General features: G+C 61.4%; 15 protein-coding genes. 5 read left to right on the top strand and 10 right to left on the bottom strand.

The annotated features are described in order from the left end of the window. Positions 1 to 4: 4 nt before the first annotated feature. The 7 genes from aroB to CRO59_RS09220 form a co-directional block, all read right to left on the bottom strand. Entirely contained in the window at positions 5 to 1,105 is a 1,101-nt protein-coding gene (aroB, locus tag CRO59_RS09250; protein WP_027611317.1) for a 3-dehydroquinate synthase, read from the bottom strand. Between the two features lie 151 nt (positions 1,106 to 1,256). After that, a complete protein-coding gene (gene aroK, locus CRO59_RS09245; protein WP_027611316.1) occupies positions 1,257 to 1,775 on the bottom strand; it encodes a shikimate kinase AroK in 519 nt (172 codons plus the stop codon). A gap of 4 nt (positions 1,776 to 1,779) precedes the next feature. Then, entirely contained in the window at positions 1,780 to 3,852 is a 2,073-nt protein-coding gene (gene pilQ, locus CRO59_RS09240; RefSeq protein WP_097087022.1) for a type IV pilus secretin PilQ, read from the bottom strand. Between the two features lie 13 nt (positions 3,853 to 3,865). Then, on the bottom strand, positions 3,866 to 4,393 hold the full coding sequence (locus tag CRO59_RS09235; RefSeq protein ID WP_027611314.1) for a pilus assembly protein PilP: 528 nt from the start codon (positions 4,391 to 4,393) through the stop codon (positions 3,866 to 3,868). Beyond that, complete coding sequence (gene pilO, locus CRO59_RS09230; protein WP_097087020.1) at positions 4,390 to 5,013, bottom strand: type 4a pilus biogenesis protein PilO; 624 nt, start codon at positions 5,011 to 5,013, stop codon at positions 4,390 to 4,392. Before pilO ends, CRO59_RS09235 begins: the two co-directional genes overlap by 4 nt. After that, positions 5,010 to 5,576 carry a PilN domain-containing protein gene (locus CRO59_RS09225; protein ID WP_097087018.1) on the bottom strand — a complete coding sequence of 189 codons (567 nt, stop codon included), beginning with the start codon at positions 5,574 to 5,576 and terminating at the stop codon, positions 5,010 to 5,012. Before CRO59_RS09225 ends, pilO begins: the two co-directional genes overlap by 4 nt. After that, complete coding sequence (locus CRO59_RS09220) at positions 5,576 to 6,640, bottom strand: pilus assembly protein PilM (protein ID WP_096794691.1); 1,065 nt, start codon at positions 6,638 to 6,640, stop codon at positions 5,576 to 5,578. Before CRO59_RS09220 ends, CRO59_RS09225 begins: the two co-directional genes overlap by 1 nt. A 219-nt stretch (positions 6,641 to 6,859) precedes the next feature. Between CRO59_RS09220 and CRO59_RS09215 the strand changes: the two genes are divergently transcribed. Beyond that, the gene (locus tag CRO59_RS09215; RefSeq protein ID WP_371917812.1) at positions 6,860 to 9,304 is read left to right on the top strand and encodes a penicillin-binding protein 1A; all 2,445 of its coding nucleotides are present in this window, start codon (positions 6,860 to 6,862) and stop codon (positions 9,302 to 9,304) included. Between the two features lie 244 nt (positions 9,305 to 9,548). Here CRO59_RS09215 and CRO59_RS09210 read toward each other — a convergent pair whose 3' ends face one another. The 3 genes from CRO59_RS09210 to rpmE all read right to left on the bottom strand — a co-directional run bounded on the left by CRO59_RS09210 (position 9,549) and on the right by rpmE (position 12,040). Next, positions 9,549 to 10,817 carry a malic enzyme-like NAD(P)-binding protein gene (locus CRO59_RS09210; RefSeq protein WP_003220889.1) on the bottom strand — a complete coding sequence of 423 codons (1,269 nt, stop codon included), beginning with the start codon at positions 10,815 to 10,817 and terminating at the stop codon, positions 9,549 to 9,551. A 183-nt stretch (positions 10,818 to 11,000) separates the two neighbouring features. Further along, entirely contained in the window at positions 11,001 to 11,783 is a 783-nt protein-coding gene (locus CRO59_RS09205; RefSeq protein ID WP_097087104.1) for a thermonuclease family protein, read from the bottom strand. A gap of 41 nt (positions 11,784 to 11,824) precedes the next feature. Next, positions 11,825 to 12,040: a 50S ribosomal protein L31 gene (gene rpmE, locus CRO59_RS09200; RefSeq protein ID WP_007968345.1), complete on the bottom strand. Its 216-nt coding sequence runs from the start codon at positions 12,038 to 12,040 to the stop codon at positions 11,825 to 11,827. A 288-nt stretch (positions 12,041 to 12,328) separates the two neighbouring features. Here rpmE and CRO59_RS09190 point away from each other — a divergent pair, with 288 nt between their 5' ends. From CRO59_RS09190 to hslV, 4 genes are all read left to right on the top strand, one after another. Further along, complete coding sequence (locus tag CRO59_RS09190) at positions 12,329 to 14,548, top strand: primosomal protein N' (protein WP_097087015.1); 2,220 nt, start codon at positions 12,329 to 12,331, stop codon at positions 14,546 to 14,548. A gap of 230 nt (positions 14,549 to 14,778) precedes the next feature. Beyond that, positions 14,779 to 16,518 (top strand): arginine--tRNA ligase, encoded by a 1,740-nt coding sequence (gene argS / locus CRO59_RS09185; protein ID WP_027611307.1) that lies wholly within the window; start codon positions 14,779 to 14,781, stop codon positions 16,516 to 16,518. A gap of 1 nt (position 16,519) precedes the next feature. Then, positions 16,520 to 17,227: an SPOR domain-containing protein gene (locus tag CRO59_RS09180; RefSeq protein ID WP_041074932.1), complete on the top strand. Its 708-nt coding sequence runs from the start codon at positions 16,520 to 16,522 to the stop codon at positions 17,225 to 17,227. A gap of 234 nt (positions 17,228 to 17,461) precedes the next feature. Then, complete coding sequence (hslV, locus tag CRO59_RS09175) at positions 17,462 to 17,992, top strand: ATP-dependent protease subunit HslV (protein ID WP_007968352.1); 531 nt, start codon at positions 17,462 to 17,464, stop codon at positions 17,990 to 17,992. The last annotated feature ends 31 nt before the right edge of the window (positions 17,993 to 18,023 follow it).

The following is an 18,023-nucleotide window of genomic DNA, read 5'->3' as shown; positions in this document are numbered from 1 at the left end:
CTTATTAACCTTTAAGCTGAGCCAGAGCGCGGTAATCCGCTCCCAGCGTGGCCTGTAGAACCTCTTTCGGATAATCGGCGGTCACCACCGCTTCGCCCATCCGGCGCAGCAGCACCAGGCGCAGACGACCGTCGATCACTTTTTTATCAATTGCCATATGTTCGAGAAAATCGGCTTCGGTCATTTCTTCCGGCGGAATCACCGGCAGACCGGCACGCTGGAACAGACGAATGCCGCGATCACGTTCCTGCTCGCTGATCCAGCCCAGACGCGCGGACATTTCCAGCGCCATCACGGTGCCAGCGGCCACCGCCTCACCATGCAACCAGACACCATAGCCCATGTGGGTCTCGATGGCGTGGCCGAAGGTGTGGCCGAGATTGAGCGTGGCGCGCACGCCGGTTTCCTTCTCATCGGCACCGACCACTGCCGCCTTGGCCGCGCAGGAACGCTCGATGGCGTAGGTCAGGGCCTTCTGGTCCAGCGCGCGCAGAGCGTCGACGTTGTCTTCGAGCCAGGTCAGGAACGGCTCGTCGCAGATCAGACCGTACTTGATGACTTCGGCCAGACCGGCGGACAGTTCACGCTCCGGCAGGGTTTTCAGCGATGCAGTATCGATCAGCACCACGTTCGGCTGATAGAACGCGCCGACCATGTTCTTGCCCAGCGGATGGTTGATGCCGGTCTTGCCGCCCACCGACGAATCGACCTGGGACAACAGCGTGGTAGGAATCTGGATGAAATCGACGCCGCGCTGATAGCAGGCGGCAGCAAAACCGGCCATGTCACCGATGACCCCGCCGCCGAGGGCGATGATCGTGGTGCGGCGGTCGTGACGGGCAGTCAGCAGGCCGTCGAAGATCAGTTGCAGGGTTTCCCAGTTCTTGAAGGCTTCCCCGTCCGGCAGCACCACCGAGATCACCGAGAACTGCGCAAGGCTGCGGGTCAGACGTTCGAGATAGAGCGGCGCAACGGTCTCGTTGGAGATGATTGCCACTTGCCGCCCATGGATATGCGGCGCCAGCAACTCGGGCTGATCCAACAAACCTTCGCCAATATGAATCGGGTAGCTGCGCTCGCCTAGATCGACCTTGAGTGTCTGCATGTGTCCCCACAGTGAAGATGGAAGCAGGCGTCCTGCCCTGAATTATTGGTTGTCTGCGGCCTATAGCGAATCTGACGCCGCTCGCACGCCATCCGCCACAACCTCGGCGACTGTGACAGGACGCCGAGGATAGCGCATTTCCGGCGGCGCTTTAACGGGGTGGCAGCTGCGCCAGACGGTCGAGAATGTCGAGCACCACCATGCGCGGTGGCCGTTCGTCGGTTTCCACCACCAGATCGGCGATCTCTCGATAGAGCGGATCGCGGATCTCCAACAAGTCTCGCAGGGTTTTCGCCGGATCGGCGGTGCGCAGCAAAGGACGATTGCGATCGCGCGACGTACGCCCGACCTGCTGCTCGACGGAGGCATGCAGATACACCACCCGTCCGCCCGCGTGCAGGGCCTTGCGGTTGGCATCACGCATCACCGCGCCGCCGCCGGTCGCCAGCACCACGCCGTCGAACGCGCACAGCTCGGCGATCATCGCCTGCTCACGGTCACGAAAGCCGGGCTCGCCTTCCTTGTCGAAGATCCACGGGATATTGGCGCCCGTGCGCAGTTCAATTTCCTTGTCGGAATCTTTGAACGGCAGGCGCAGCTCTTTGGCCAGCAACCGGCCGATGGTGCTTTTTCCAGCGCCCATCGGTCCTACAAGAATCAAATTTCGCACAGAATCAACGACTCACAGCAATCGCCTGGTTATTCATGATACGCGGAGTGAGAAATACCAGCAGCTCGGATTTTTTCTCCGAAACCACATCACGCCGGAAAAGGCGGCCAAGATACGGCACATCGCCAAGAAATGGCACCTTATCTACGACCTTGCTTTGAGTATTTGAGAAAACGCCCCCAATCACGATGGTCTCGCCGTCGTTCACCAGCACCTTGGCGTTGACCTCGTTCTTCTTGATCGGCGGTACATCCTGCACTTTGTTCAGGTAGTCCGGTTCGTCCTTGGTGACCTTGACCTCCATGATGATGCGGTTGTCGGGGGTGATCTGCGGCGTCACTTCCAGCGACAGCGAAGCCTCCTTGAACGACACCGACGTCGCACCGCTGGAGCTGGCTTCCTGATACGGAATCTCGGTGCCCTTGAGGATCTTCGCCGTCTCTTTGTCGGAGGTGACCACTTTGGGCTGCGAGACGATTTCACCGTTGCCGGTCTTCTCCATGGCGGTCAGCTCAAGATCGAGCAGCACATTGTCGGTAATGAAGGCGATGCCGATCCCCGAGGTATTACCGACCGTGCCCATGTCGACGAACGGCGAGTTGGTACTGGTGCTGCCCGGTGTGCCAATGGTGGTCGAGGTGCCGTTACTGACCCCCGAGGTGTTCCAGTTGCCCTTGTTCTGGATCGAACCGCCCCAGCGCACGCCCAGACTCTTGTCGTAATCGACGTTGGCCTCGACGATCCGCGCCTCGATCATCACCTGACGCACCGGAATATCCAGTTGCGCCACGATCCGCCGCAGTTCGTCGAGGCGATCCTGGGTCTGGTAGGCAATGATGTTGTTGGTGCGCTCATCGACAGTGATCGAGCCACGCTCGTCGATTTTCGCCTCGGCGCTGGTCACCGACTGGAACAGCTTGGCGATGTCCGCGGCCTTGGCGTAATTCACTTGCAGCAGCTCGCGGCGCAGCGGCGCCAGTTCGGCGATCTGTTTCTGTGACTCCAGTTCCTGGCGTTCGCGGGCGGCGATTTCGTCGGCCGGCGCCACCAGCAACACGTTGCCGATCTTGCGCTTGTCCAGCCCCTTGGTTTTCAGCACCAGGTCCAGCGCCTGATCCCACGGCACGTTCTGCAGACGCAAGGTGATCCCGCCCTGCACGGTATCGCTGGCCACCAGATTGAGGTTGGTGAAATCGGCGATCAGTTGCAGCACCGAGCGCACGTCGATGTCCTGGAAATTCAGCGAAAGCTTTTCGCCGCTGTAGCTGTTGCGGTCAGCGTTGCGCTTTTGCAGGTCATCGACCGTCATCGGGCGAATACTGACGGTCAGTTTGTTGTCGGTCTGATAGGTGGAATAGTCGAACGTGCCGCTGGGTTCGACGGTGATCACCGCACGATCACCAGTGGCGGCAGCGTTGACGAACTGCACCGGCGTGGCGAAGTCCTTGACGTCGAGGCGCACCCGCAGCCTGTCGGGCAACTGCGTGCGAGCAAAGCTGAGGATGATCTTGCCGTCATGCTCCTGGATGTCCGGGGCGATGGTCGGGTCCGACAGGTCGATGACGACATTGCCCTCCCCCGCAGTGCCGCGCTGGAAGTCGACACCACGAATGGTTTTGGCGACGGGGGTATAAGCCTTCGCCGGCGCCGCGACCGGTCGTGGCGCAACAACGGCTGGCCGTGGCGCAGCAGGCTTGGCGCCCTGCCCGACCACCACGAACAGATTGTTGCCCTCGACCCGTGAGGTGTAGGGCGTCAGTTGCGTCAGGTTGATGATCAGGCGCGTGCGGTCGTTGGCTTCCACCACTGTGGCGGTTCGCGCGTTACCGCTGCCCAGATCGCGGGTCTTGCTCGTCAGTTGGCTGGCGACACCCGGCAGATCCAGGGCGATTCGCGCCGGCGATTCGGTGGTGTAGCCCTTGGGTTGCGGTGGCGGGCTGTCGAACGACAGCTTCAACTCGATGCGGTCACCCGGCAACGCCGCGACATCCAGCGTCTTGAGGCTGGCCGCCTGAACCATCGGTGAAAGCAGCGCTATCCATAGCGAAAAACCGAGGGTGGAGAAAATCCTGTTCATTGTTCGACTTCCACTATGAGTGCTCTTTCAAAGGAATGGTGCGCGGACGTTCCAGCCAGGCGCCTTCGCCGTCGGGCACGATCTCGACCACATCGACCTGAGTGGCGCTGATGGCGACAATGCGCCCGTCGTTGCGCCCCAGGTAGTCGCCGACTTTCAACCGATGCACTGCACCCGCCCCGCGCAGCAAGGCGAAGGAGCCGCTGGCATTGGAGATCGTGCCGACCATTTCAAACTGCTCGATGTTGAAACCTTCGAGGTATTGCTTGACCCGGTTGGGGTCGGGTTTGACGTTGCGCGAGCCACGCTGCTGCCCGGCCAGATCGACGCGCACCTGGCGCGAGAACGGGCTACGCAGGTTGGCCGCGCTGTAGGTAAAAGTAGGATAGGAATGAAACGTCGGCGTCGGCTCGATCCGGCCGGCCGGGCGCAGACGCACTTCGTTCATGTAGGCATCGAGGTCGCTGAAGTCATCTCCACCAAAGCATCCGCCAAGACCCAGCAACAGCACTGACAGGGCGAAATAACGGATCGGGGTCATTTGTCCAACCCCTTGTCGTTATAGCGGTAGGTCTTGGCGAGAATGCTCATGCGCAGCTTCGTCCCGCCATCGGGATTGGCCGGTGCCAGTTCGAAATCGTGCAAGGTGACGATCCGTGGCAACCCGGCGACGCCACTGACGAAGGTCGCGAGGTCGTGGTAAGCCCCGGTGACAGTGATCTGGATCGGCAGCTCGATGTAGAACGGCTGGGTCACCTCCGGCAGCAGCTTGATCTCTTCGAATTCAAGACCGCTGCCCAGCCCGGTACGGGTAATGTCCTCGAGCAATCCCGGGACCTCGGTGTCGCTGGGCAATTGGCGCAGGAGCACGCCGAAGGTGTTCTCCATCTCCTTCATCTGCTGGGTGTAGAGCTCCAGGTTGGCGGCCAGGCGCGCCTTGCTGGCAAATTGCTCCTTCAAGGTGTCCTCTTCCTGACGCTTGGCTTCCAGCTGGTTTTCCATGTCGCTGATGAAAAAGTTATAGCCAAGCGCCAACACCAGCACCGCCAGCAATGCTCCCGCGATAGTTTTCACCGCGGCCGGCCAGGAGCCGATATTGCTGGTGTCCAGATCGTTGAAGTCAATATTGCGCAGACTTTGCAGCCATTCGGACGGCTTCATTTGTCGCCCTCCGTCGCGGCTGGCTGGGTCTGACGCACGGTCAGCTGAAAGACGTTGGCCTGATCCACCTGACCGGCAGTCGTCGCTTTCACTTCATTAAGACTCGGCGCATCGAACCAGTCGGAAGCATCCAGATTGCGCATCAGCTCCGAAACGCGGTTGTTCGACTCCGCCGCGCCGCTGATCGACAGCGTCTTGCCGAGCAATTTCACGCTGGTGAAATACACCCCGTCCGGCAGCGTGCGCGCCAGCTGATCGAAAATCCGCCCGCTGATCTGCCGGTTGCCCTGCAGGTCCTGGATGATGCGCATGCGCTCGACCAGTTGCTGGCGTCGCGCCTTGAGCTCGCTGATCTGCTTGATCCGCTCGTCCACCACGGCGATCTGTTTGCCGATGTAGGCATTGCGTGCTGCCTGCCGCTCGATGGCGGTACTGAAGATCTGATCGGCGATGAACACTGCGCCCACCGAACCGACGAACACCCCGATCAGGATCAGCAGAAAGCGTTTGCGCCGCTCTTCGCGGCGTTCCTCACGCCAGGGGAGAAGGTTGATCCGCGCCATCAGTCGAAACTCCTGAGCGCGAGCCCGCAGGCAATCATCAGGGCCGGCGCGTCACTGGCCAGGGCCCCGGCGTTGACCTTGCTGCTCAAGGCCATGTCGGAAAACGGGTTGGCGACCTGGGTCGGGGTGCCCAGACGCTGTTCGATCAGCCGATCCAGCCCCGGCACCGAGGCGGTGCCGCCGGCCAACAGGATGTGATCGACGGCGTTGTACTGCCCGGAGGCAAAGAAGAACTGCAACGAGCGCGAGACCTGCTGCACCAGAGCATCACGGAACGGTTGCAATACCTCGCTGACATAGTCGTCCGGCAGACCGCCCTGCTTTTTCGCCAGCCCGGCCTGCTCGACAGTCAGGCCGTAGCGGCGCTGGATTTCCTCGGTCAGTTGCCGGCCACCGAACAGTTGCTCGCGGGTATAGATGATGCGGCCGTTATGCAGGACGCTGAGGGTAGTCATGGTCGCGCCGATGTCCACCACCGCCACGGTCAGGCGCTCCTGCGAGGCTGCCAGTTGAGTGGCGAGCAGGCCGAACGAGCGCTCCAGCGCATAGGCCTCGACATCGACCACGCGCGCGGTCAGCCCGGCCAGCGCCAGCGCCGCTTCGCGGACTTCGACGTTTTCCTTGCGACAGGCGGCCAGCAGCACGCTGACCCGCTCCGGGTTGCGCGGCGACACGCCCTGGACTTCGAAATCGATGGCGACTTCGTCCAGTGGATAGGGAATGTATTGGTCGGCTTCGATCTTCAGCTGGTTTTCCAGCTCGTCATCGGTCAGCCCGGCGTCCATCTCGATGATCTTGGTAATCACCGCAGAACCGGCCACCGCCACCGCCACGCTCTTGAGCCCGGTGCGCGCCTTGACCAGCACCCGGGACAAGGCATGACCCACGCCTTCGAGCTCGGCGATGTTCTTTTCGACAACGGCATTGGGCGGCAGCGGCTCGACCGCGTAGGCTTCGACCCGGTAGCGGTCGCCCTGACGGCTCAACTCCAGCAGCTTCACCGAAGTGGAGCTGATGTCGATCCCCAGTAACGTATTGGTCTTTTTCTTGAAGAGTCCCAGCACTACCAATTCCCTATGACTTTCCGTGAGTTACGGACTCTGTAATACGCATTGCGTTCCTTCACCCCGTCTTGACAGAAGCGCAAATGACGCCCCCAGCAGAAAAGTGCTTATAATGCCCAGCGTTTTTTTCCGCTTTTTACTGCCGGCCCAGGTTGTTCTGTGTGTTACCGGAACCCTGTCGCCCAATTCATTCTTTGCCCTGGATGTTCAAAAGCCTTGATTCGTCTGCTGAAATTTTTCGGTTGGTCCATCGTCGCCGTTTTCTGCGGACTGCTTTTAGGTCTCAGCGGCGCGTTTCTTTACCTTAGTCCGGGTTTGCCGTCTGTGGAGGCGCTGAGAAGCATTCAGTTGCAGATTCCGCTCCGGGTCTACAGCAGCGACAACAAGTTGATCGCAGAATTTGGCGAAATGCGCCGTACTCCGATCCGTTTCGCCGACATTCCACCCAATTTCATTAATGCGTTACTAAGTGCTGAAGACGACAATTTCGCCAACCACTATGGCGTCGATCCGAGCAGCCTGATGCGCGCCGCGACCCAACTGGTCAAAAGCGGGCACATTCAGTCCGGCGGCAGCACCATCACCATGCAGGTGGCGAAGAACTTCTTCCTGACCAGCGAACGCAGCTTCTCGCGCAAAACCACCGAGATTCTTCTGGCCCTGCAGATCGAGCGGCAGCTGACCAAGGACGAGATCCTCGAGCTGTACGTGAACAAAATTTATCTGGGTAACCGCGCCTACGGCATCGAGGCGGCGGCCCAGGTCTATTACGGCAAGTCGATCCGCGACGTCAGCTTGGCGCAGATGGCGATGATCGCCGGCCTGCCGAAAGCCCCGTCGCGCTTCAACCCGCTGGCCAACCCGGCGCGCAGCAAGGAGCGTCGCGACTGGATCCTTGGGCGCATGTACAAGCTCGGGAAGATTTCCGAGGCGGACTACACCGCCGCGATCAACGAGCCGCTGAACGCCAGTTATCACGTGCCGACCCCGGAAGTGAACGCACCGTACATCGCCGAAATGGCCCGAGCCGAAATGGTCGGTCGCTATGGCAGCGACGCTTACACCGAAGGTTTCCGCGTCACCACCACGGTGCCGAGCAACCTGCAGGAAATGGCCAACACCGCGCTGCACGAAGGCCTGATGACCTACGATCAGCGTCACGGCTACCGTGGCCCTGAATCGCGTCTGCCGGGCAAGACCCACGAAGCGTGGGCGACCGAGCTGACCAAGCAGCGCACCATCAGCAGCCTGGAGCCGGCCATCGTTACCCAGGTCGACAAGAATGGCTTGCAGGTGCTGACCCGTACCGGCGAAGAACACGTCGCCTGGGACACCATGAAATGGGCGCGGCCGTTCCTCAACACCAACAGCATGGGCGCCGCACCGCGCCAGCCGTCGGATGTGGCGCAGGTCGGCGATCTGATTCGCGTGCAGCGTCAGCCGAACAATTCGCTGAAATTCAGCCAGATCCCGCAGGCGCAAGGCGCGCTGGTGTCGCTGGATCCGCAGAACGGCGCGATTCGCTCGCTGGTCGGCGGCTTTGCGTTCGAGCAGAGCAACTACAACCGCGCCCTGCAGGCCAAGCGTCAGCCGGGGTCGAGCTTCAAGCCGTTCGTCTACAGTGCTGCACTGGACAGCGGTTATACCGCCGCGACGCTGGTCAACGATGCACCGATCGTGTTCGTCGACGAGTACCTGGACAAGGTCTGGCGGCCGAAGAACGACACCAACACCTTCCTCGGCCCGATCCGTCTGCGCGAAGCGCTGTACAAGTCGCGTAACCTGGTGTCGATCCGCTTGCTGCAGGCGATGGGTGTGGGCAAGACCATCGACTACATCACCCGTTTCGGCTTCAACAAGCAGGACCTGCCGCCGAACCTGTCGCTGGCGCTGGGCACCGCGACCCTGACCCCGATGGAGATCGCTACCGGCTGGAGCACCTTCGCCAACGGCGGCTACAAGATCACCCCGTACATCATCGACAAGATCGAAAGCCGCAACGGTGACACGCTGTTCGTCGCCAACCCGCCGACCGTGCCACAGGGTGGCTCGGCGACCGATGGCATCGCGGCACCGACACCTCAGTCGATCACCGTCAACGCCGCTCCGATTCCGGGTGAAGCACCGGGCGCTGCCGCCGCGCCACAAGCGCCGGCCGTGGCTGAGCGGATCGTCGATGGCCGTACCACGTACATCCTCAACAGCATGCTGCAGGACGTGATCAAGCTCGGCACCGGGCGCCGCGCACTGGCCATGGGCCGCAGCGATATCGCGGGCAAGACCGGTACCACCAACGAATCGAAGGATGCATGGTTCTCCGGTTACAACGCCGATTACGTGACCACCGTGTGGACCGGCTTCGACCAGCCGGAAAGCCTCGGTCGCCGCGAGTTCGGTGGCACCGTGGCGTTGCCGATCTGGATGAACTACATGTCTGCCGCGCTCAAGGACAAGCCGCCGCACGTACAGCCTGAGCCGGAAGGCATTCTCAGCCTGCGGGTGGATCCGGTCAGCGGTCGTGCGGCAACGCCGAGCACGCCGGGCGCCTACTTCGAGCTGTTCAAGTCCGAAGACACGCCGCCCTCGGTGAATGAGCTGGGCAACGGCGCCGTACCGGGCAGTCCGCTGCCGGCGGATGAGCAGGCGCCGATCGATCTGTTCTGATCAATGCGCCCCAAAAAGCCCCGCCTTCGAAAGAAGTGCGGGGCTTTTTATGCCTGTGATTTTATGTTGTCTGGGCCGGCCTCTTCGCGAGCAAGCCCGCTCCCACAGTGAGCGAGTTGTAGCCACAAAACCTGTGGGAGCGGGCTTGCTCGCGAAGAGGCACTGAAGAACACCACAAATCACACAGGCACAAAAAAGCCCCGACTCTCACAAGCCGGGGCTTTCGTTGAAGCGCTACAACGGCTTAGCCGTTGAACACGTCATCCACGCTTTTCAGCGGGTAGTTCTTCGGATACGGCAGGGTCGCCACACCGGTCTCGATCGCGGCTTTGGCCACAGCGTCGGAGATCAAGGTGATCAGGCGCTTGTCCATTGGCTTCGGAATGATGTACTCACGACCGAATTCCAGCGGCGCACCACCGTAGGCGTCGCACACGTCCTGTGGCACTGGCAGTTTGGCCAGTTCACGCAGGGCATTGGCCGCAGCCACTTTCATTTCTTCGTTGATGCGCTTGGCGCGAACGTCCAGGGCACCACGGAAGATGAACGGGAAGCCCAGAACGTTGTTGACCTGGTTCGGGTAGTCGGAACGACCGGTGGCCATGATCACGTCGCTGCGGGTGGCGTGTGCCAGCTCCGGGGAGATTTCCGGATCCGGGTTCGAGCAGGCGAAGACGATCGGGTTGGCCGCCATCGACAGCAGGCCTTCAGCGCTCAGCAGGTTCGGGCCGGACAGACCGACGAACACGTCAGCGCCTTTCAGAGCATCAGCCAGGCTGCGCTTGTCGGTGGCGTGAGCGAACACGGCTTTGTACTGGTTCAGGTCATCACGGCCGGAGTGGATCACGCCGGTACGGTCAACCATGAAGATGTTTTCGATTTTTGCGCCCATGCTCACCAGCAACTTCATGCAGGAGATGGCCGCAGCGCCGGCGCCGAGGCAGACGATCTTGGCTTCCGGCAGGGTTTTGCCGGCGATTTCCAGGGCGTTGATCATGCCCGCAGCGGTCACGATCGCGGTGCCGTGCTGGTCATCGTGGAATACCGGAATGTCGCACTGCTCGATCAGAGCACGTTCGATCTCAAAGCACTCAGGCGCCTTGATGTCTTCCAGGTTGATGCCGCCGAAAGTGATGGAGATGCGTTTTACGGTGTCGATGAAGGCTTGCGGGCTTTCGGAGTCGACTTCGATGTCGAATACGTCGATACCGGCGAAGCGCTTGAACAGTACACCTTTACCTTCCATCACTGGCTTGGAGGCCAGTGGGCCGAGGTTACCCAGGCCCAGAATCGCGGTGCCATCGGAAATGACTGCAACCAGGTTGCCCTTGCCGGTGTATTTGTAGGCCAGTTCAGGATCGCGGGCGATCTCACGCACTGGTTCAGCTACGCCGGGGCTGTAGGCCAGCGACAGGTCGCGGGCGGTAGCAGTGGCCTTGGTGAGCTCGACACTCAGCTTCCCTGGACGAGGATTGGCATGATATTCGAGAGCGGCAGTTTTCAGATCAGACATTTTGGCATTCCGCTTTTTACTGTTGGACAGACTGGTCAGCGAGGATACGCGCCTCGCAAAGTCCCCACAAGACTGAGCGGTCACCCCTGTCAAGCGCCCTGTCCTACGACTTTGGGCCAAGAGCCACGGCGCACAAGGGCTTGACTGTTCACAATCGACATAAAAAATGTCTACAATTTTTCTTCAGCGCGCGCTTTGCAGCATCGACGGATCGGTCAACGGCAGCAGCCAACGCGGCTGACCCGGTTTCAACCCGCCACGCCGCGAACGGTCGACGACCCAGCCGCGAGCCTCGATCTGCCTTCCCTGCAGCGTCTGCAACCGGGCGCTGTCGAATTGTCCGACCAGATTGGGTGCAACGCGCAATACAACCGAGTCCTGCAACTCGATCCAGATTCCGCCACGATTGCGCTGAACCTTGCTCACACGCCCACTGACCACGGCGAAACCCGAAGTGCGGATCTGCTCCGCTTTCAGTACAGGTGACTGGCGCCACAGGCCCCGACCGGCCTGCCGGGCGCTGCGTTCGGCCGCCTGCTGACAGGCCACAAGATCGACATTCGGTGCCACCGCCACCTGAAAACCAAGGCCGTCGGCGAGCATTTGCGCTTCAAGATTGGTGCCGTTGGTGCTGTAGACATGCGCGAGGGTGCGACCGTAATGGTCTTTGGCCTGCTTGCCGGGGAGCAGACCGACCCGACCGTGGCTGTCCGCCACCAGTGCTTCAAGACGTTTGCGCGCCGCCACGGCGAAGGGTTCGTCACTGCGGCCCTGCTTGCCCAGCTCCGGCGTGTTGAGACCGATCATCCGCACACTGCGCCCATCGCTCAGGCGTAGCGTGTCGCCATCGACCACGCGCTGGACGCTGACGCTGCTCAGGCCGGCAGGCGTGGGGCAAAATGCCTGGGCAGCGGACAGCCAAATCGCGGACACAAAAAAGGCGCCCACAAGGGACGCCTTTTTCATCAGCCTGGAGAAACCGTCGAAGTTTTCCAGAATGACCAATCTTACTTCTTGGCGCCGAAGGCACCGAAACGGTCGGCGAACTTCTGAACGCGGCCACCGGTGTCCAGAGTCTTCTGCTTACCGGTGTAGAACGGGTGGCACTCGTTGCAAACGTCGATCGCCAGGGCTTTGCCGAAGGTCGAACGGGTTTCGAACTTGTTGCCGCAGCTGCAGGTTACTGCAACTTCTGGGTAATTCGGGTGGATATCAGCTTTCATGATGTCTTCCTCAGCTAGCGTGCCGCCACCCAACACTATTGTTGAATACCGCACGTAATTAGGCCGCGGATTCTACCAGACAATGTCAATCGCGCAAGCTGTCCCTGAGACCGACCGTCTGCTAGGCTCCCGGCCCATTGCGCTGTCCCTGTGGGAGCGAGCCTGCTCGCGAAGACGATCTATCAGCCAGCATATCAGCCGCCTGATACACCGCTTTCGCGAGCAGGCTCGCTCCCACAGGTTATATACGCAGTCCTTTTAATCGCCTGCTGATCGAGATCCCCCCGCGTGCCCGACGCCATTCTGCGCCTCGCCCTGCCTTCGCCCCTGCGCCGCCTGTTCGATTATCGGGCGCCGGCCGGGGTGCTGCGCGCCCAGTTGCAGCCGGGCATGCGCCTGCGGGTGCCGTTCGGGCGGCGGGAGATGATCGGGATTCTGGTCGAGATCACCGACACCAGCGAAGTGCCGCTGGAGAAACTCAAGCCGGCGTTGGCCCTGCTCGATACCGAGCCGCCGCTGCCGCCCGCGCTGTTCAAGCTGTGCCTGTGGACATCGCAGTATTACCAGCACAGCCTCGGCGACACCTTGAGCTGGGCACTGCCGGTATTGCTGCGTCAGGGCGAACCGGCCGAAGCCCGTCAGGAGCGTTTCTGGTCGGTCGCGCCGGGCGCCAGCCTTGATGATCCGCGCATCGCCCGCGCGCCACGGCAACGGGAAGCGCTGGCGACGCTGGCGCAGCACCCGCACGGCGTCGCCCATCAGTTGTTGAGCAAACTGATGTTGAGCAAGGACAGCCTCGACCTGCTGCTGGCCAAGGGCCTGGTGCAGGTGGAGATCCGCCGGCACGCCCCCGGCGTGCGCCATGAACACTGGCTGGCGCAACCGGAACTGCCGCTCAATACCGAACAACGCGCCGCTTACGAAGCGATCCGCGCCGGGTTCGACAGTTATCACGCGTTTCTGCTGGCGGGCGTCACCGGCAGCGGCAAGACCGAAGTCTATTTGCAACTGATCCGCGAAACCCTCGAAGCCGGCAAGCAGGCGCTGGTGCTGATCCCGGAGATCAACCTCGGCCCGCAGACCCTGGCGCGTTTCGAGCAGCGCTTCAATGCGCGCATCGCCCTGCTGCATTCGGCGGTCAACGACCGCGAGCGCCTCGACGCCTGGCTCGCTGCCCGCGACGGCGAGGCCGACATTATTATCGGCACTCGCTCGGCGCTGTTCACCCCGATGAAGAACCCGGGGCTGATCATCATCGACGAAGAACACGACGGCTCCTATAAACAGCAGGAAGGCCTGCGCTACCACGCCCGGGATCTGGCACTGGTGCGCGCGCGACAGGAAAACATCCCGATCGTCCTCGGGTCCGCCACGCCTTCACTGGAAAGCCTGCACAACGCCTACACCGGTCGTTATGGCCTGCTGCGTCTCAACGAGCGAGCCGGCGGTGCCAAGCAACCACGGTTCCTGCGGCTGGACGTGAAAAGCCGTCCGCTGGACAGCGGCATTTCCGGGCCGATGCAACAAGCCATCGGCCAGACCCTCGCGGCCGGCCAGCAGGTGCTGGTGTTTCTCAACCGGCGCGGCTTTGCGCCGACGTTGCTGTGCCACGATTGCGGCTGGATGTCCGAGTGCTCACGCTGCGATGCGCGAATGACCGTGCACCAGCGCTACGGCGAACTGCGCTGCCACCACTGTGGCAACGTCGAGCGCACGCCGCGCCAATGCCCCAAGTGCAACAAAGTCGATCTGCGCCCGGTCGGCGCCGGCACCGAACGCGCCGAAGAACGCCTGGCGATTCTGTTCCCGGATTACCCGGTACTGCGCGTCGATCGCGACAGCACCTCGCGCAAGGACGCGATGAATCAACTGTTCGCAACGATTCAGAAGGGTCAGCCGTGCATTTTGGTCGGCACCCAGATGTTGGCCAAGGGTCACCATTTTCCGCGCGTGACACTGGTGTCGATTCTGGATGCTGACGGCGGCCTGTTCTCCGGCGACTTCCGCGCCAGCGAACGGATGGCGCAATTGATCGTACAAGTCGCCGGCCGTGCCGGGCGGGCGGAAGAGCCGGGCAAAGTGATCATCCAGACCCACCTGGCAGACCATCCTTTGTTGGTGCAATTGACCGAGCAGGGCTACTTCGCCTTTGCCGAGCAGGCCTTGAGCGAGCGCCGTGCCGCCGGACTGCCGCCGTTTTCACACTTGGCGCTGTTGCGTGCCGAAGCGCACAAACCGGGGCAGGCCGAAGGTTTTCTCGATGAGGCATGCAGCGCGGCCGAGCGCTTGCTGGTCGAGCAGAATCTGAGCGGCATCGAATTGCTCGGGCCGGTGCCGGCACCGATGGAGCGCCGAGCCGGTCGCTATCGTGCACAGTTGTTGGTGCAGGCGGCAGCCCGAGCCCCGCTGCATCGGTTGCTCGCCAACTGGTTGCTGGAACTGGAGCAGATGCCGAGCGGGCGCGCGGTGCGCTGGTCGCTGGATGTCGATCCCGTGGATCTGTATTGATCTGAAAATCGCCTTCGCGAGCAAGCCCGCTCCCACAGGGTATGAGCCAGACAAATGAACGCCGCTGATCCATTGTGGGAGCGGGCTTGCTCGCGAATAGGCCCGAATTGTCACCACATATCCATAAGCTGCCTGCTAAGGTTGGCAAGCCCGTCTTCGCAACGGATAATGCCCAGTTTTTCCACCCGCGCATCGATGCGCCGCCGCGCTTGCGGTCGAAAGAGAAGACCATGAAAGACACCATTCGCCAGCTGATCCAACAAGCCCTCACCCAACTCGTCAACGAAGGTGTGTTGCCTGAAGGCCTGTCGCCGGCGATTCAGGTGGAGAACGCCCGCGACAAAACCCACGGCGACTTCGCCAGCAACATCGCCATGATGCTGGCCAAGCCTGCGGGCATGAAGCCGCGCGATCTGGCGGAGAAAATCATCGCTGCGCTGCCGGCCGACGAGAACGTCACCAAGGCCGAAATCGCCGGTCCGGGCTTCATCAATTTCTTCCAGAACACTCAGGCGCTGGCCAATCGCCTCGAAGCCGCTTTGGCTGACGAGCGCATTGGCGTGCGCAAGGCTGGTCCTGTACAGCGCACCGTGGTCGATTTGTCGGCACCGAACTTGGCTAAAGAGATGCATGTCGGTCATTTGCGCTCGACCATCATCGGCGACGGCGTGGCGCGCGTACTTGAGTTCCTCGGCGACGAAGTGATCCGCCAGAACCACGTGGGCGACTGGGGCACCCAGTTCGGCATGCTGATGGCAATGCTGGAAGATCATCCAGACATGCTCAAAAGCGCACTGTCGGATCTGGAAGAATTCTACCGCGCCGCGAAAAAACGTTTCGACGAAGATCCAGTGTTTGCCGATCGCGCCAGGAAGCTGGTAGTCGATCTACAAGCAGGAGATGAAGAGTGCATCAAGGCATGGAAGGGCTTTACCCACATTTCCCTTTCTCACTGCCAGGACATCTACGAAAGGCTCAACGTCAAACTGACCATGGCCGACGTGATGGGCGAAAGCGCCTACAACGACGACCTGATCAACGTGGTCAACGACCTGAGAGCGGCGGGCATGCTGGTCGAAAGTAACGGCGCCCAGTGCGTGTTCCTCGACGAGTTCAAGAACGCCGACGGCGACCCGCTGCCGGTGATCATCGTCAAGGCTGACGGCGGCTACCTCTATGCCACCACTGACCTGGCAGCCGTACGCTACCGCAGCGGCAAGCTGAAAGCCGATCGCGCGCTGTACTTCGTCGACCAGCGTCAGGCGCTGCACTTCCAGCAAGTGTTCGCCGTGGCGCGCAAGGCCGGCTTCGTCACCCATCCGATGGAAATGGAGCACATGGGCTTCGGCACCATGAACGGCGCCGACGGCCGTCCCTTCAAAACCCGTGATGGCGGCACCGTGAAACTCGTTGACCTGCTGATCGAAGCAGAGGATCGGGCGTTCAAACTCGTACAAGAAAAGAACCCGGAATTACCGGTCAAAACTCTGCACGAAATCGCGAAAGTCGTCGGTATCGACTCCGTGAAATACGCCGACTTGTCCAAGCATCGCACCAGCGACTACAGCTTCAACTTCGACCTGATGCTGAATTTCGAAGGCAACACCGCGCCATACCTGCTGTACGCCTACACCCGCGCTGCCGGCGTATTCCGCAAACTGGACAAAGACTTCAGCGAGGTCCAGGGCCAAATTGTCCTCGAAGCCGAGCTGGAACAGGAGCTGGGCACCAAACTGGCACAATTCGGTGAAGTGCTGAACGGCGTCGCGGAAAAAGGCACTCCGCATATTCTGTGCACTTACCTCTACGATCTGGCCAGCCTGTTCTCCAGCTTTTATGAGAACTGCCCGATCCTGAAAGCTGAAACACCAGAACAGATGCAAAGCCGTCTGCGCCTGACCGAGTTGACGCGTCGAACCCTTAAACAAGGCCTGGAGCTGCTGGGCCTGAAAGTCCTGGAGCAAATGTAAGTTGGCTGCCAAGAAAAAACCTGCACCCAAGCGTGGCGCCAGCCGTTACCAAGCTCCTGCAAAGCAACCGATCCCGGGCTGGCTGTGGATGGCCATCGGCCTGACGGTCGGTGCGTTCATCGTGTTTCTGATGAAACTGGAGCCTGGCAAGGGCAGCGACACGGTCAAGCGCGAGAAAGTCGAGCAGGCGCAACAGCAGAAAGCGTCGAAGATCGCCGAGGCCAACAAGACCCCGCCGAGCCCGACGCAACCGGTGAAGCCGAAGTACGACTTCTACACCTTGCTGCCGGAATCGGAAGTGATCGTGCCGCCGGATGCCGTGCCGGAGAAAACCCTGCCGACGCCACAAGTGCCGACCACGCCGGTCACCCCGGCGGAAGCGGCGAAGATCGACACCGCGCGGGCGCAGGCTGCGCTGTCAGGTATTACCCCGCCGCCAGCGCCACCGGTGGCGAAAGCGGCGCCGGTGACCAAGTTCTTCCTCCAGGCCGGCTCGTTCCGCAAAGAGGCGGACGCGGACAAGGTGCGGGCGCAGATCATTCTGCTCGGCCAGGCTGTTTCGGTTGAGTCGGGCACGGTGAAGGATGAAACCTGGTACCGCGTATTGGTCGGCCCGTTCAGCAACCGCGAACAGCTGACGACTGCGCAAAAACAACTGGCCGGCAGCGGCTTCAGCAACCTGTTGTTACAACAACGCCAGAGCCGCTGATTCCGTCAGTCGCATCGCGTCATCGTTCATTCGCGAGCAGGCTCGCTCCCACAGGAATCACGCAGTCCCTGTGGGAGCGAGCCTGCTCGCGAAGGCGTCATAACCGGCACAACATATTCCCGGTCTGTCCTCCGCCGTTCGTCCCCCTGCGCCCTCCCCGGTTGAAATCCTATCCAGCACCCCCATATGAATGGGCATAAGGCATTTTCGCCCCGCTGCGTGGAGACTCTTCCCTTGACCACCATCGTTTCAGTCCGCCGCCACGGCAAAGTCGTCATGGGCGGCGACGGCCAGGTTTCTCTCGGCAACACCGTGATGAAAGGCAACGCGAAAAAAGTTCGCCGCCTGTACCACGGCCAGGTCATCGCCGGTTTCGCCGGTGCCACCGCCGACGCCTTCACCCTGTTCGAACGTTTCGAAGGCCAGCTCGAGAAACATCAGGGCCACCTGATCCGCGCCGCTGTCGAACTCGCCAAAGAATGGCGCACCGACCGCTCCCTGAGCCGCCTCGAAGCCATGCTCGCGGTCGCCAACAAGGACGCCTCGCTGATCATCACCGGCAACGGTGACGTGGTCGAACCCGAAGACGGCCTGATCGCCATGGGGTCCGGCGGCGCCTACGCGCAAGCCGCAGCCAGCGCGCTGTTGAAAAAGACCGACCTGTCGGCCCGTGAGATCGTCGAAACTGCCCTCGGTATCGCCGGCGACATCTGTGTATTCACCAACCACACCCAGACCATTGAGGAGCAGGATCTCGCTGAATAAGCCTGACGCGGCCAAAGTGCCACGGCTTGTT

Source organism: Pseudomonas sp. LAMO17WK12:I5 (assembly GCF_900215165.1).
Taxonomy (GTDB): Bacteria; Pseudomonadota; Gammaproteobacteria; order Pseudomonadales; family Pseudomonadaceae; genus Aquipseudomonas; species Aquipseudomonas putida_A.
The sequence above is the reverse complement of the archived record's forward strand: the minus strand, read 5'-3'. Positions and strand labels throughout refer to the sequence as shown.